Below are 13,324 nucleotides of genomic sequence, written 5' to 3' on the forward strand. Positions count from 1 at the left end.
CTAAGCTACATGTTTAAAATTGATTTTGAGTCCAGACCCGATTGCCGCCAAAGCTCTGTTGGTGGCATAGAGCAGGGCGTCTGTATAGAGATAATCCACAGGTCTGAGCCATTTCCCCTTGAGAATACGCCAAAGAGTCTCGGCAATATTAAGATGTGGGCTATAAGGAGGGAGAAAGAAAAGAAACAGCCCCCGCTTCTCCCATAGGGGACGAAGCTCCCGCATAAGCCTGCATCTGTGTACACTTGCGTTGTCAAGGACTACAAAGGTTCTTTTGCTGATACGGAGCGACATACGGTCAAGAAAGTTAGCGACCTTATCTGCAGTCATGTTCTCTGTCGTAGTGAATCTCTCATATCTATTCCTGCGGTCTATCATACCGAATATATTGAGCCGGAGATCTTTCTCAGAGGGGATGTAGACATCTTCACCGCAGAACTGCCAAACGTATGGCACATACCCATCCGTGCAGACATGACTCTCATCATCATAGTAAAGGGCTATGAGACCGTTCTTTTCCTGTTGTACGAGTTCTTGCAGCTTCTGGCTCTTGTAGGCATAGAGCTGCGGCGAGGGTCTCCCCTTGGGACGTTTCCTTATACGTCTATATCTCGCGCCAATGCGGATAAAAAAGCCCGGAAGGTACTTTCGCTTGCTTTCTTGCCAGAAGCCTGCTGCCAGGCTTCCTTCGCTTTCTTCACGCTCTGCCTGTCGTTCTCGATGGCTCTGCGTACCGTATCTTCGTCTGAACTGTTCATTATCGGCTTCCGACCCCGCCCGGGACGTGCATCCAGACCCGTGACACCTTCACACTCGAAACGTTTCACCCATGAGTTCACTGATATGTCTGTCATTTCTGTTTGAATACCGACGTCTTTTGATGTTAGACCATTGGATTTCAACAGTATCGCACGGCAACGCATACGGAAGGAATGACTCTTGCCACGACGGAAGCCCTCCTCCAACTGAAGACGCTCTTTGTCTGTCAGTTCTATAATTTTAATCTTTCCGATAGTTGTACTTCTTTTATATGTCCGCACAAAGATACACAAAAAGTATTATATAAACTAATTTTCAACATCTACTTATTCCTCTACTAAGATCTATTAATAAATCAATAGCGAATATATGTCCGAAAGGATTTATTCTTTTTTTTTTAATCTGAACCAAGTCCTTTGCCAATATTATAATCCTTACCTGTTTTAAGAGTATACTCTTCTTTCATGTAATATGCACCTGTAGATTGTGTAAGTTTGTCTGTTGACGAAATCTTTTCTATTGATTTAGTACTCGTAGCTTTATATTTCCAGTTGGCTTTTTCTTCGACCGTTTCCCAACTCTTTTCCTCAATGTATCCCTTGGTCGTGCTTAAATATCCTTCACGTTCATAACTCATCTTTTCATAAGATGTAATAGAATAGCTTTTCCATTGAAATTAAGGGTTTTAAATAGTAAAGGAAATATTATCATCCACCAACCTCCGCATCATTTCTATGCTATACACTTAAGTTCAAATCGGTTATTAGAGCTTTACTTCCGCAAAACAAATGAGGGTACAACTCTCTTAAACTACAACACCTCCTCTAACTCCAACAAAACAGCTCATAGAATAGCTCCCAACAAACATAAACACAGTTAAGCGGTTTTTGTGCAACTTTTTTTGTTTATGTTACAAAAAAACTGTACTTTTGCCCTCAACCAAAACAATTGAATATTTAAATAACACATTATTATATTTATGAGTTTGAAAATTGTAGTACTTGCTAAGCAGGTACCTGACACAAGAAATGTGGGAAAAGATGCCATGACAGCCGAAGGAACGGTAAACCGTGCCGCACTGCCTGCCATCTTCAACCCTGAAGACCTAAACGCTTTAGAGCAGGCTCTGCGACTGAAGGATCAGAATCCGGGCTCTACTGTAGGAATCTTAACCATGGGACCTCCACGTGCCGGAGAGATTATCCGACAAGGACTCTATCGTGGTGCTGATACCGGCTGGCTACTTACTGACCGTAAGTTTGCTGGCGCTGACACACTCGCTACTTCTTATGCTTTAGCGACAGCTGTACAGAAAATCGGTGATGTAGACATTATCATCGGTGGACGACAGGCTATCGATGGTGATACCGCACAGGTAGGACCACAGGTTGCACAGAAATTAGGACTCAACCAAGTTACATACGCAGAGGAAATCCTAAAGATTGAGGATGGTAAGGCTACTATCCGCCGTCATATTGATGGTGGTGTAGAGACGGTTGCTGCTCCATTGCCAGTTCTTGTCACAGTGAACGGTACTGCTGCTCCTGCACGTCCTTGCAATGCTAAACTCGTGATGAAGTACAAGTATGCTACTTGTCCTATGGAGCGCAAAGGCGATGAACCTTGGACACAACTCTACGAGGAGCGTCCTTACCTCACACTGAACCAGTGGTCAGTTGCCGATGTTGACGGTGACGAGGAGCAGTGTGGTTTGAGTGGTTCGCCAACAAAGGTGAAGTCTGTTCAGAACATCATCTTCCAAGCTAAGGAGAGCAAGACCCTCACTGGCTCAGACGAGGATGTAGAAGGACTTATCAAGGAACTGTTAGGAGAGAAGATTATTGGTTAAAAACGACAGAACAACTAACCAACAAAACAAGCGACTGGCCCCTCCCCCTTACCCCTCCCCCAGAGGGAGGGGCGTAGAATGTCCTGATGCTTTTTATTAGCTACAGACATTATAGGGGAAAGAAATTTTATGAACAACCTTCTAATAAGCCAGTTACCCTACAGCAAGTGACACATTTCACTCCCCTCCCTCTGGGGGAGGGGTAAGGGGGAGGGGGCCAGTTGGGGGCAGTTAGTTGGATTAGTGCTTGGTCGAAGATTTTATTTATGAACAACGTATTTGTATATTGCGAAATAGAGGAAACCACCGTACAGGAGGTTTCACAGGAGCTGTTGACCAAGGGTCGCAAGCTCGCAAATGAGTTAGGTGTGGAACTCCATGCCATCGCTGCCGGTAGTGGCATCAAAGGAAAGGTAGAAGACCAAATCCTACCATACGGTGTAGACAAACTCTTTGTCTTTGATGGTGAGGGACTCTTCCCTTACACATCAGCACCACACACAGACATTCTTGTCAACCTCTTCACTGAGGAGAAGCCACAGATCTGTTTGATGGGTGCTACTGTTATTGGTCGTGACCTCGGTCCACGTGTGTCATCATCCCTGACAAGTGGTCTTACCGCCGATTGTACTCAACTTGAGATTGGTGACTACGAAGATAAGAAAGCAGGTAAGCGTTATGAGAACCTGCTCTATCAGATTCGTCCTGCCTTCGGTGGTAACATCGTAGCAACCATCGTCAACCCTGACCATCGTCCACAGATGGCTACCGTACGCTCTGGCGTTATGCAGAAAGCTATCTACGAAGGCGAAGCAAAGAATGAGGTCGTCTATCCAGATGTAGCGAAGTATGTCCCAGAGGTTGACTATGTCGTAAAGGTCATCGACCGTCATGTTAAGCCAGCACAGAACAACCTGAAGGAGGCTTCAATCGTTATCGCAGGTGGCTATGGTGTTGGCTCTAAAGAGGGTTTCGACTTACTCTTCAAGTTAGCTAAAGAGCTTCATGGAGAGGTTGGTGCCAGCCGTGCCGCTGTTGATGCAGGTTGGGTAGACCACGATCGTCAGATTGGTCAGACTGGTGTTACCGTCCATCCAAAGGTTTACATCGCTTGTGGTATCTCTGGACAGATTCAGCACATTGCTGGTATGCAGGACAGTGGTATCGTCATCTCTATCAACAACGATCCAGACGCTCCTATCAATGCCATCGCTGACTATATCATCAATGGCACCGTTGAAGAGGTTGTTCCGAAGTTGATAAAGTATTATAAGCAGAATAGTAAGTAACAAAGAAGTGGCCCCTCCCCCTTACCCCTCCCCCGAAGGGAGGGGAGTAAAATGCGAGAAGGGAGTCATGGTATGCTACTGCTATATGCTTACTACCACAAAATCAAAACCAGTATATTGACTAACTACCAACCTATGACTAAAGAAAATAGAAAGAAATGCACCTACAAGACAGCTTCACCTGACAGGTACCACATTCTAAAGGACTTTGCAAAGGAGAATCGAAACGAGATGACTTTGGCAGAAAAAATTCTTTGGAACGAACTGAAAGGAATGAGAGGCGACTGTCATTTCAGAAGACAGCATCCTATAGGTGACTTTATTGTAGACTTTATATGCCTTTCACAGAACTTAGTCATAGAAGTAGACGGAACTTACCATAAGCAACCACAACAAGAGGTAGACGATGAAACAAGAACAGAATACCTCAATGAAATGGGCTTTAATGTTCTTAGATTCACCAACGAAGAGATATACACGGACATAGACAATGTGATAGAACAAATAACCGAATTTATAAACAACGAATAAAAAGAGTACCCTAACCGTAAGAATCAGTACATTCTACTCCCCTCCCTTCGGGGGAGGGGCAAGGGGGAGGGGCCGCTTTTACATTTTTTATCATGGCAAATTATTATACTGACCACCCAGAAATAGCGTTTCACTTGGAGCATCCATTGATGAAACGCATCGTAGAACTGAAAGAGCGTAACTATGCTGATGCTGCTACACATGCTGATGCACCGGTAAACTTTGAGGATGCAATCGAAAACTACAAGCGCATCTTAGATATCACTGGTGACATTACAGCAAACATTATTGCACCTAACTCGGAGTCTGTTGACCTCGAAGGTCCACATCTCATTGACAACCGTATGCACTATGCCAGCAAGACCTTAGAGAACATTGAGGCGACTCGTCAGGCTGGATTGTGGGGCGTTTCTATGCCTCGCCGATATGGTGGACTGAACCTTCCAAACGTTGTCTTCTCTATGATGTCTGAGTTGATTGCTGCTGCTGATGCTGGTTTCCAGAACATCTGGTCATTGCAGTCTTGTATCGACACACTCTATGAGTTTGGTGACGAGGAGCAGCGTCAGAAGTTTATCCCACGTATCTGTGAAGGAGAGATGATGTCAATGGACCTCACCGAGCCTGATGCAGGTTCTGACCTCCAGCGTGTAATGCTCAAAGCTACCTTCGACGAGAAGGAGAACTGCTGGCGATTGAATGGTGTGAAGCGTTTTATCACCAATGGCGACTCAGACATCCACCTTGTTCTTGCGCGTTCAGAAGAGGGTACACGTGATGGTCGTGGACTTTCAATGTTCATCTATGACAAGCGTGATGGCGGTGTTGACGTACGCCATATTGAGCATAAACTTGGTATCCACGGCTCTCCTACCTGCGAACTTGTTTACAAGAATGCAAAGGCAGAGCTCTGTGGTAGCAGCCGAATGGGTCTTATCAAGTACGTAATGGCATTGATGAATGGTGCTCGTCTTGGTATCGCAGCACAGTCTGTTGGTCTTGAGCAGGAGGCTTACAACGAGGGCTTGGCTTATGCTAAGGATCGTGCACAGTTCGGCAAGAAGATTGTCAACTTCCCTGCTGTCTACGATATGCTCTCTCGTATGAAGGCAAAACTCGATGCTGGTCGTTCTCTCTTGTATCAGACTGCCCGCTACGTCGATATCTACAAGGCTTTGGAAGATATTGCACGTGACCAGAAGCTCACCCCTGAGGAGCGTCAGGAGATGAAGAAGTACACTCGCCTTGCTGATGCTTTCACACCATTGGCAAAGGGTATCAACTCTGAGTATGCTAACCAGACAGCCTACGACTCTATCTCTATCCATGGTGGTTCTGGTTTCATCATGGAGTATAAGTGTCAGCGTCTATATCGTGATGCACGTATCTTCTCTATCTATGAGGGTACAACACAGCTGCAGGTTGTTGCTGCCGTGCGTTACATCACTAACGGCACTTACCTTTCTATCATGAAGGAAATGCTTGAGGGCGAACTCTCTTGCGACTGCATGAAGGGGCTGCGCGACCGTGTTGCAAAGCTTGTTCAGCTCTATGAAGAGGCTGTTGAGAAGGTTAACGCAAGCGAAAACCAGGATGTTCACGACTTCCTTGCACGCCGTCTTTACAACATGACAGCCGACATCATCGGTTCTCTCCTCCTTATCGAAGATGCTGCTAAGGCACCAGAACTCTTCAAGAAGTCTGCCCATGTCTTTGTTCGCATGGCAGAGGAAGAAGTTATTGGTCACACTGCTTATATCAAAGCCTTCAACCCAGAAGACCTTGAGCAGTTCAAGGCTGTGGAAGAAGATTCTGAAGAAGCATAATCCTTTGTTAGGATTAATCTCATATAAAAGCAACCGAGCGCAATGCTTGGTTGCTTTTTTCATTACAGAATCAGCTCTGATACATTTAGTGTCCCTGTGGTCTACATACTTTAACCCAACCTCCTTCTACTCCATATCTCTGTGTGCAAAAAAACTATCCCCTCACCAAATACTCTCATTTGCAAAGATAATATGCAGAACGGGGAGAAAGAAAACTGAAATAATTATAAATCTTAGTAGTTATCTGCCTATTTATAACTATCTTTGTCACTGTTATTAAAAGGAGAAAACAAGATGAAGAAATATTTTAAAGCAAGTATGTTGCTGATGGGCTTATTGTTCATCCAGTCAACAACAGCACCCGCACAATGCCCAATCAAGGAACAGATAATGAATGGTGACGATAACGGCGAAGGGCTGGAAAAGGCAAAACGCGAACGCGAAAAGACCCCTGTTAGCCACACTTTGATTATCTTCTACGACAAGAAGACAGGCAACAAACCATTGCTAAAAGCCGTCAAGAAGCAGGGCTGCACCCTACTCTATAAATACAAGGAATTCAGTGGTGTAGCGGTCAAGGTTGACGAGAAACACGACGTTGATAAAGCTATCGCTGATTTCAAGAAAGTAAAGGGCGTGACGAGTGTCAACAAAGACGGCATTATGCAGTTGCAATAACAACCCTTCCTGCTACTTCCAACCCTATAAACTATAGGAAAGATGCTATCAAGAAAGAATAAAGAGGAATACACAGACCGTGCATTCCTCTTTAATTTATAAGTGACAAGAAATATAAAATTATACTTGTACTATCAGTTCCGAGTCCTATCGCCTCATTGTCAGCACAACTTCTTTTCCTTTCTCCAGATTTACAGTTCCACTATAAACCATATTGCCCTTGCTGATTTGTTTGTCAGCGGTAGTATGATATACTTCCAGTTGATAATTACCAGAAACGATATTCTGCATTTTGAAGTCGACATCATAGCGACAGAGGCAGTTTGTCATCATATCCTTGTCAGGATACAGGACGAGGATAATCTTCCCCTCACTGCTGCTTACTCCTACATGGAACAGGTCTATAGCACAGTTATCCATAAAGTCTGCAAAGCGTGCATTGACAATATTATCCTCACCGAGTGAGAGGCGCAACACAGACTTCTGTCCTACAAAACTATTATAGTACTCAGGACGAGAATCCAACAAGGAAGCAGAAGCCTTGCAGCCTGACGACTTTACATCACTTACTCCAATACTTCCAACAACAGCGTTTTCCGTTGAACAAGATAACATCAACACTGATAGGCAGAATATAGCCAAACAATTAATAGATCTCCAATGTTTCATTCTTATTTCTATTTAAAAGTTAGTTAATCAAGATAATACACGGCAAATATATAAAAAAAACTTCAAGTCTCCAAGCAATAGACTATAAAATTTAGAAACCTTGGAGAAGAGTTAATCTAAATATAACGAAATCTTATTCTTTGTCCGCTGAGGAATTTATAAAACAAAGACAGCATAATGCAGTTGCAATAGGACAGACGCAATTCATAATTCATAATTCAAAGTTCATAATTATGATTACCGTTGTCTGCTGTATTTATAACTGTGGATGAAGATAGGAATTCATAATTATGATTACCGTTGTCTGCTGTATTTATTACTGTGGATGAAGATAGGGTAACTCTAAGAGAAAACAGAAAGCAAACTTTATGAATGGAACTAAGCCTTCGCACGATATGTGCGGAGCCTCCGCACATGTTGTGTTGATGCTCCGCACATATTTTGTTGAGGGTTTAAACGTAAGCTCTCTACCCACTCTTTTACTGCACAGGGGCTTGTGCATAGACCTTCAAGCCGAACTCATTGGCATAGGCATAGACGTGTTCGAGGATGTCTGCCATGGCATGCTCGTAAGGAATCCAGTCTTTCTGACGTAGGAAGAAGTAAAGTTCCATAGGGATACCCGCCTGTGTTGCCTCCAATTGACGTACGAGGAGAGGCATCTTCGTATTGACATCCTCACGCTTGGCAAGGTAATGCTCCATATAACGACGGAAGAGAGCAGTCGTCACAACCTCACCCTTTAGGTTGTCCGCCTTAGCAAGTCCCTTATCAATTAGCTGTTGTTTGAGTCCATCGTCAGCAATACGAATGCTGCGAACATCAAAATAAATCATCTTCTTGACCCTTTGTCCCTCTACATCTTCCACTCCTTTCCAGTTTTGGAACATTCCACTAACTAATGTAAGAGGCGGTACGGTGGTAATCGTATTATCTGATTGACGAATCTTTACAGTTGTGAGTGTGATATCAATGACCGTTCCATCCACGAAGCCGCCAGGTAGAGTAATACGGTCACCAATATGTATCATCTCGTTACTCGTCAGTCGGACACCAGCAACAAGACCATCAATCGTGTCCTTAAAGACTAACATAAGAACGGCAGAGGTTGCTCCTAAGCCAGCCAACAACGTCATCGGACTACGATTAATAAGGATTCCAACCACCACAATCACAGCAATAAAGATAGCAAGAATCTTCAATACGCCACAGAAAGACTTAAGATAAAGGCTCGTCGAGTCACCGGGTTTTGTGTTGAGATAGCGCAGGCGGTCGATGAGTTTCGTCACGAGTCGCGTCGTTGCTACGGTAAGATAGACAGCAGTTATTCGTGTCAAAGCCACCTGAACAACATGGTACTGATAGAAGACAAGCGGCATCAACTGCCATATCACCAAGGCAGGGACAATGTGGCAGGCTGTGCGCAGCACTTGATGGTCAAGGACTACATCGTCCCATCGAGCTTGCGTACGCTTTACCAGACGAAGAACAAGGGGAACGAATAAGTATTTACAGATTCGTTCGGCAATAAAAGCCAACAAGATTGCTACTAATGTCAATAAGACATGACGCAATACAGGAACGGTATGACCATGTACACCGATTGACTCAATAATATTCTCGACGAAGATTCTTATCTCTTCAAGAATGTCCTCAAGAAGATGATGGGGAAGCTTTGGTATCATAAATTCTTTTCTTTTTAAAGGGTTATTGGACTTATTGGGCTAATAAGGCTAATTGGGCTAATTGGGCTAATAAGGCTAATTAGCCTAATAAGCCTTATTGACACAACGCCACACAAATCTTGTTTTGGAAATTGCGCATTGGTCCATTGCTGAGTCCACCATTATTAATAATAGAGAAACAAAGCAAATGACCGTTGGAAGCAGTGAGATAACCCGCAAGTGAGCTGACACCCTTCACCGTACCAGTCTTTGCACGTACGTTGCCAGCTGCTGCCGTACCACGCATTCGGTTCCTCAAAGTTCCGTCTACACCAGCTATCGGCTGTGCTTCAAGATAGGCACTATAGATATCAGGGTGCTGATAAGCGTAGCGCAAGAGCTTTGTTTCGAGTTCGGCACTGACATAATTGTATAAAGACAAACCAGAACCGTCAGCAACATTATAATCACGAGGATTCAGTCCGATACGGCTAAAGAGTGCGTTCTCATACTGGCGAGCAGACTTTGCACCTGCCCATCGTGTACCACCATTAGCAGCCAACTGATAGAACATAGACTCAGCATAGAGGTTGTCACTCACCTTCATCATACGATGGAGAACCTGACGAATAGAGTGTGTACGTGTCGTTAGCAACTGTGCATCAGTTGGTAGCTGACGTTCGCCAGTAGAACCATTCACCGACACACCCATATCTTCTAACTTACGAGAGAAACGATAGGTGAATTCGTCCTTACCATCAACCAACAAAGGGGAGAGATTAGGATTCTTATCATCCCAACACCACCCCTCGCCCAAACGGTCACGATCCTTAAAAGAGAGGTCGGCATAGACACTGCCTTCTATCGTCTTGATACCTAAGTCACGTACGGCACGTGCCATCTCTGTCACATCCGAAGAAGAGAGCATTGGGTCCATACCACCAACACAATAGAGGTCGCCACGCAATACTTGCGTAGAGTCGTCGATTACACCCGTATAGTAAAGGTTTGTCTTAAAGTCATAATCAGCCCCGAGTTTATCCAATGTTGCAATAGCAGTAACACACTTCATCGTAGAAGCTGGGCGCATGTGAAGACGTTCACGGAACTGATAGACAGGTACATCATCCGTCAAATCCCATACCATCACACTTGTTTGCACCGTTTCTAAAAGCGGACTTCGGAGTATAACATCCAATCGGGCAGTGATATTCTCCTTCCAACTAAGACGACTATCAGTGGTAAAAGCAGGGATAATACTATCGGTATCTTCCTCTTCTTCGCTGACATCATTAGCAGTAGAAGTCACCTTAGGTTGAACAGCTGTAACTGCTTTCGGATGGAGTATATTCGCAACCTCCGTACTATCTAAATATACCTGTGCCTGTGTAGGCAGACTCAATACGACACCAAAGATCAATGCCGATAAGTATTTTAATTTCATACCTCGTTATCTTTCTTTTCTAATCGTTTTTTCAGTGCTGACAAAAAGTTATCAACATTATCAGGCTGTACGCTGACAACACTGCCATTCATCATCTCTAACAATGCATAATAACCGAGACGAAAGGCAAACGGCCGTTTCTCAATAGTCTTCACATCACTGAGCAAAACACGCTTTGTCAGTCCAACTCGTCCTGTCTTCACCAACAGAACACCATCATCAGTCAATACATATTTAGTATGAATGGCACGATCAACGGCTCTTATCGTCACAACAATAAGCAAGAAGCCTAATACAACCATCAGACTATTCGTACGATGCCAAAGACAGAAGAAGGCAGCAAGGGCAAAAACCACGATGGCTCCCATGTCATTTATCGTCACTTTATGTTGGAAAGTTCTCATATTAACTGCAAAAGTACAAAAAAAAGCCTTTGTACGTCAATATATTACATAAAAAGATAATGGCAACCAACGAGTGGTTGCCATTATTAAGGGGAGGGAATTGGGCTTATTAGCCTAATTGGACTAATAAGGCTAATAAGACTAATAGCCTTAAACCAAAGTTGCAATAATATCCTCGCGGTTACCTGGAAGCATATCAATGACTGGAATCTCAGGCATTGTATAGCATCCAGGAGCAAGGCGCATACTTGCACGTGCCACGTTAACAAGCACCTGTGCTGTGAGCGCAGGGTTATTGATAGACATATCGAAAGAGAAGTGCTGGTTGTGGGTCTTACCACTCACACCCTTACGAGTCATGTGAACGCCATGACCAACATCGTTCAAAGCTGCAACGCTTGGTACTGCAAATACGTGTAGCTCGTCGTGTGCAAAGTAGTCGTCAGCCTTAAGTTCCTTTGTTACGTCCTCAAGCTTAGCACCCTCTTCTAACTCAACATAGACCATACGACGGTGGATTCCCTCACCGAGAGGGATAGTCATTGACAATGCCTCCTTAACGCCCTTCTTGCTACGAGCCACTACAGAGTGACCCATTGAACGACCTGGACCAAAGTTGGTATAAGAAAGACCTTCTGGTGCGAGGCTCTCTAACAAGATACGAACGATAGAGTCTGAACCTGGATCCCAACCTGCAGAGATAACACTAACGGTATTAGTGCGCTTGTTGTTCTCCATCTGCTTGGTGCGATAGTCAAGGATTGAACCGTGAATATCAAAAGAGTCTACAGTATTAATACCCAATGCAGAAATCTTCTCAGCATATTCTGGACAGCTACGAGTTGGTGCAGCGAGAATAGCCACATCAACATCTTTCAACTTTGTTATATCATCAACAACCTCGTATGGGGTCAGTTCCAATGGTTTATCCTTGTCACCCTGACGGCGAACGATACCTGCAATCTCAAAATCCTTTGCTGCTTCAAGTGCCTGAACACTGTAAACACCAATGTTACCATAGCCAACGACGGCTGCTCTAATCTTTTTCATATTCTTTACCTTTAACAGTTTAGTTCTCGTTATCTCCTGCAAAAGTAACGTTTTATTTAAAGAAAGTATAACACAAAAAGTATTTTAACATAATTATGTAGAAGCCTCACCCCCGACCCCTCTCCAAAAGGAGAGGGGAGTAAACACTAAGATTCCCCTTGTAATCAGCCTACAAGTGGCAAAATTACGAGTTATCAGGTTTGTTACCTGCTATTTACGTATTTAACACTTTCTTATCTTTTATATTCATACAATTCGACTCATTATTAGACTATTACACAACATATTAAGCAACTTGAATAACGCCTCTCGCAAGCAATCGGCAAGCATATAGTACATTTTACTCCCCTCTCCTTTTGGAGAGGGGTTGGGGGTGAGGCTGCTTTTTACACATCATACGCAATAAACTTTTATTTGTTACGTTATTAATTCTGTATATACAAAACCCCTTACCACGGTAAGGATTATTTTATTAGATTATGATTGAATACATCAGGGGCGAATTAGCTGACCTGACACCTGCTTTGGCTGTTGTCGAGGCACATGGTGTGGGTTATGCACTGAACATTTCGCTTAATACTTATAGTGCCATACAGGGTAAGACTGCTGTGAAACTCTATGTGCACGAGGCTATTATGACAGGTGGACGCGACGATAACTATACGCTCTATGGCTTTGCCAATAAGCAGGAACGCTCGCTCTATCGACTGTTGATTACCGTTTCGGGGGTAGGTGCAAACACCGCACGTATGATTCTCTCATCACTGACACCTGCAGAACTCTGCAATGTCATTGCCAACGGTGATGAGAAGATGCTGAAGACGGTGAAAGGTATCGGACTCCGTACAGCACAACGTATCATCGTTGACTTGAAGGACAAGATTATGCAGAGCGGTATTGCAGACGAACTACATGTTAGCAGCCAGCCTAACACTCCAACTGTCAACACTGCTATCAAGGACGAAGCGGTCAGTGCATTGACAATGCTGGGCTTCTCTCCTGCCCCATCAGCAAAGGTTGTTGTAAGCATCCTCGCTGAACAGCCAGACCTACCAGTGGAACAGGTTGTTAAGTTGGCGTTGAAGATGATTAAGTAGAACCTCACCCCCGACCCCTCTCCAAAAGAGAGGGGAGAGTGATTACCGCCTACAACTGCACTTT

General features: G+C 44.1%; 14 protein-coding genes. 6 read left to right on the forward strand and 8 right to left on the reverse strand.

Translation table 11 applies throughout. The features are described from left to right. The 3 genes from FIU21_RS10020 to FIU21_RS10030 form a co-directional block, all read right to left on the reverse strand. Complete coding sequence (locus FIU21_RS10020; RefSeq protein WP_172891415.1) at positions 1–681, reverse strand: IS630 family transposase; 681 nt, start codon at positions 679–681, stop codon at positions 1–3. Continuing rightward, a complete protein-coding gene (locus FIU21_RS10025; RefSeq protein WP_231291358.1) occupies positions 597–1,040 on the reverse strand; it encodes a helix-turn-helix domain-containing protein in 444 nt (147 codons plus the stop codon). Before FIU21_RS10025 ends, FIU21_RS10020 begins: the two co-directional genes overlap by 85 nt. A gap of 116 nt (positions 1,041–1,156) precedes the next feature. After that, on the reverse strand, positions 1,157–1,396 hold the full coding sequence (locus FIU21_RS10030; RefSeq protein ID WP_004360750.1) for a hypothetical protein: 240 nt from the start codon (positions 1,394–1,396) through the stop codon (positions 1,157–1,159). A gap of 342 nt (positions 1,397–1,738) precedes the next feature. On the opposite strand from FIU21_RS10030, the gene FIU21_RS10035 reads away from it, so the two are divergent. The 5 genes from FIU21_RS10035 (at position 1,739) to FIU21_RS10055 (ending at position 6,932) form a co-directional block, all read left to right on the forward strand. Then, positions 1,739–2,608, forward strand: a complete 870-nt coding sequence (locus tag FIU21_RS10035) for an electron transfer flavoprotein subunit beta/FixA family protein (protein ID WP_004360749.1) — start codon at positions 1,739–1,741, stop codon at positions 2,606–2,608. A 266-nt stretch (positions 2,609–2,874) separates the two neighbouring features. Next, on the forward strand, positions 2,875–3,897 hold the full coding sequence (locus tag FIU21_RS10040; protein WP_004360748.1) for an electron transfer flavoprotein subunit alpha/FixB family protein: 1,023 nt from the start codon (positions 2,875–2,877) through the stop codon (positions 3,895–3,897). 135 nt (positions 3,898–4,032) lie between these two features. Next, complete coding sequence (locus FIU21_RS10045; RefSeq protein WP_004360747.1) at positions 4,033–4,428, forward strand: endonuclease domain-containing protein; 396 nt, start codon at positions 4,033–4,035, stop codon at positions 4,426–4,428. A gap of 92 nt (positions 4,429–4,520) precedes the next feature. Then, positions 4,521–6,254 carry an acyl-CoA dehydrogenase family protein gene (locus FIU21_RS10050; protein ID WP_004360746.1) on the forward strand — a complete coding sequence of 578 codons (1,734 nt, stop codon included), beginning with the start codon at positions 4,521–4,523 and terminating at the stop codon, positions 6,252–6,254. A gap of 294 nt (positions 6,255–6,548) precedes the next feature. Continuing rightward, positions 6,549–6,932, forward strand: a complete 384-nt coding sequence (locus tag FIU21_RS10055) for a hypothetical protein (protein ID WP_004360745.1) — start codon at positions 6,549–6,551, stop codon at positions 6,930–6,932. Positions 6,933–7,079: 147 nt separating this feature from the next. On the opposite strand, the gene FIU21_RS10060 is transcribed toward FIU21_RS10055, so the two are convergent. From FIU21_RS10060 to FIU21_RS10080, 5 genes are all read right to left on the reverse strand, one after another. Further along, complete coding sequence (locus tag FIU21_RS10060) at positions 7,080–7,601, reverse strand: hypothetical protein (protein ID WP_036886566.1); 522 nt, start codon at positions 7,599–7,601, stop codon at positions 7,080–7,082. A 479-nt stretch (positions 7,602–8,080) separates the two neighbouring features. Further along, positions 8,081–9,286: a mechanosensitive ion channel family protein gene (locus FIU21_RS10065; RefSeq protein ID WP_004360743.1), complete on the reverse strand. Its 1,206-nt coding sequence runs from the start codon at positions 9,284–9,286 to the stop codon at positions 8,081–8,083. Positions 9,287–9,380: 94 nt separating this feature from the next. Continuing rightward, entirely contained in the window at positions 9,381–10,709 is a 1,329-nt protein-coding gene (gene dacB, locus FIU21_RS10070) for a D-alanyl-D-alanine carboxypeptidase/D-alanyl-D-alanine endopeptidase (protein ID WP_036886563.1), read from the reverse strand. After that, positions 10,706–11,113, reverse strand: coding sequence for a PH domain-containing protein (locus FIU21_RS10075; protein WP_004360741.1), 408 nt, complete (start codon positions 11,111–11,113; stop codon positions 10,706–10,708). The genes dacB and FIU21_RS10075 overlap by 4 nt, the downstream gene beginning before the upstream one ends. A gap of 150 nt (positions 11,114–11,263) precedes the next feature. Then, complete coding sequence (locus FIU21_RS10080; RefSeq protein ID WP_004360740.1) at positions 11,264–12,163, reverse strand: diaminopimelate dehydrogenase; 900 nt, start codon at positions 12,161–12,163, stop codon at positions 11,264–11,266. A 479-nt stretch (positions 12,164–12,642) separates the two neighbouring features. Here FIU21_RS10080 and ruvA point away from each other — a divergent pair, with 479 nt between their 5' ends. Beyond that, positions 12,643–13,260, forward strand: coding sequence for a Holliday junction branch migration protein RuvA (gene ruvA / locus FIU21_RS10085; protein WP_004360739.1), 618 nt, complete (start codon positions 12,643–12,645; stop codon positions 13,258–13,260). Positions 13,261–13,324: the final 64 nt, after the last annotated feature.

Source organism: Prevotella melaninogenica, assembly GCF_013267595.1.
Lineage (GTDB): Bacteria > Bacteroidota > Bacteroidia > Bacteroidales > Bacteroidaceae > Prevotella > Prevotella melaninogenica_D.

Coding starts and splice junctions, on each gene's coding strand:
- FIU21_RS10030 (WP_004360750.1), bottom strand. CDS start 1,396: ATGAGTTATGAACGTGAAGGATATTTAAGCACGACCAAGGGATACATT.
- FIU21_RS10075 (WP_004360741.1), bottom strand. CDS start 11,113: ATGAGAACTTTCCAACATAAAGTGACGATAAATGACATGGGAGCCATC.
- dacB (WP_036886563.1), bottom strand. CDS start 10,709: ATGAAATTAAAATACTTATCGGCATTGATCTTTGGTGTCGTATTGAGT.
- FIU21_RS10060 (WP_036886566.1), bottom strand. CDS start 7,601: ATGAAACATTGGAGATCTATTAATTGTTTGGCTATATTCTGCCTATCA.
- ruvA (WP_004360739.1), top strand. CDS start 12,643: ATGATTGAATACATCAGGGGCGAATTAGCTGACCTGACACCTGCTTTG.
- FIU21_RS10035 (WP_004360749.1), top strand. CDS start 1,739: ATGAGTTTGAAAATTGTAGTACTTGCTAAGCAGGTACCTGACACAAGA.
- FIU21_RS10080 (WP_004360740.1), bottom strand. CDS start 12,163: ATGAAAAAGATTAGAGCAGCCGTCGTTGGCTATGGTAACATTGGTGTT.
- FIU21_RS10065 (WP_004360743.1), bottom strand. CDS start 9,286: ATGATACCAAAGCTTCCCCATCATCTTCTTGAGGACATTCTTGAAGAG.
- FIU21_RS10045 (WP_004360747.1), top strand. CDS start 4,033: ATGACTAAAGAAAATAGAAAGAAATGCACCTACAAGACAGCTTCACCT.
- FIU21_RS10050 (WP_004360746.1), top strand. CDS start 4,521: ATGGCAAATTATTATACTGACCACCCAGAAATAGCGTTTCACTTGGAG.
- FIU21_RS10040 (WP_004360748.1), top strand. CDS start 2,875: ATGAACAACGTATTTGTATATTGCGAAATAGAGGAAACCACCGTACAG.
- FIU21_RS10055 (WP_004360745.1), top strand. CDS start 6,549: ATGAAGAAATATTTTAAAGCAAGTATGTTGCTGATGGGCTTATTGTTC.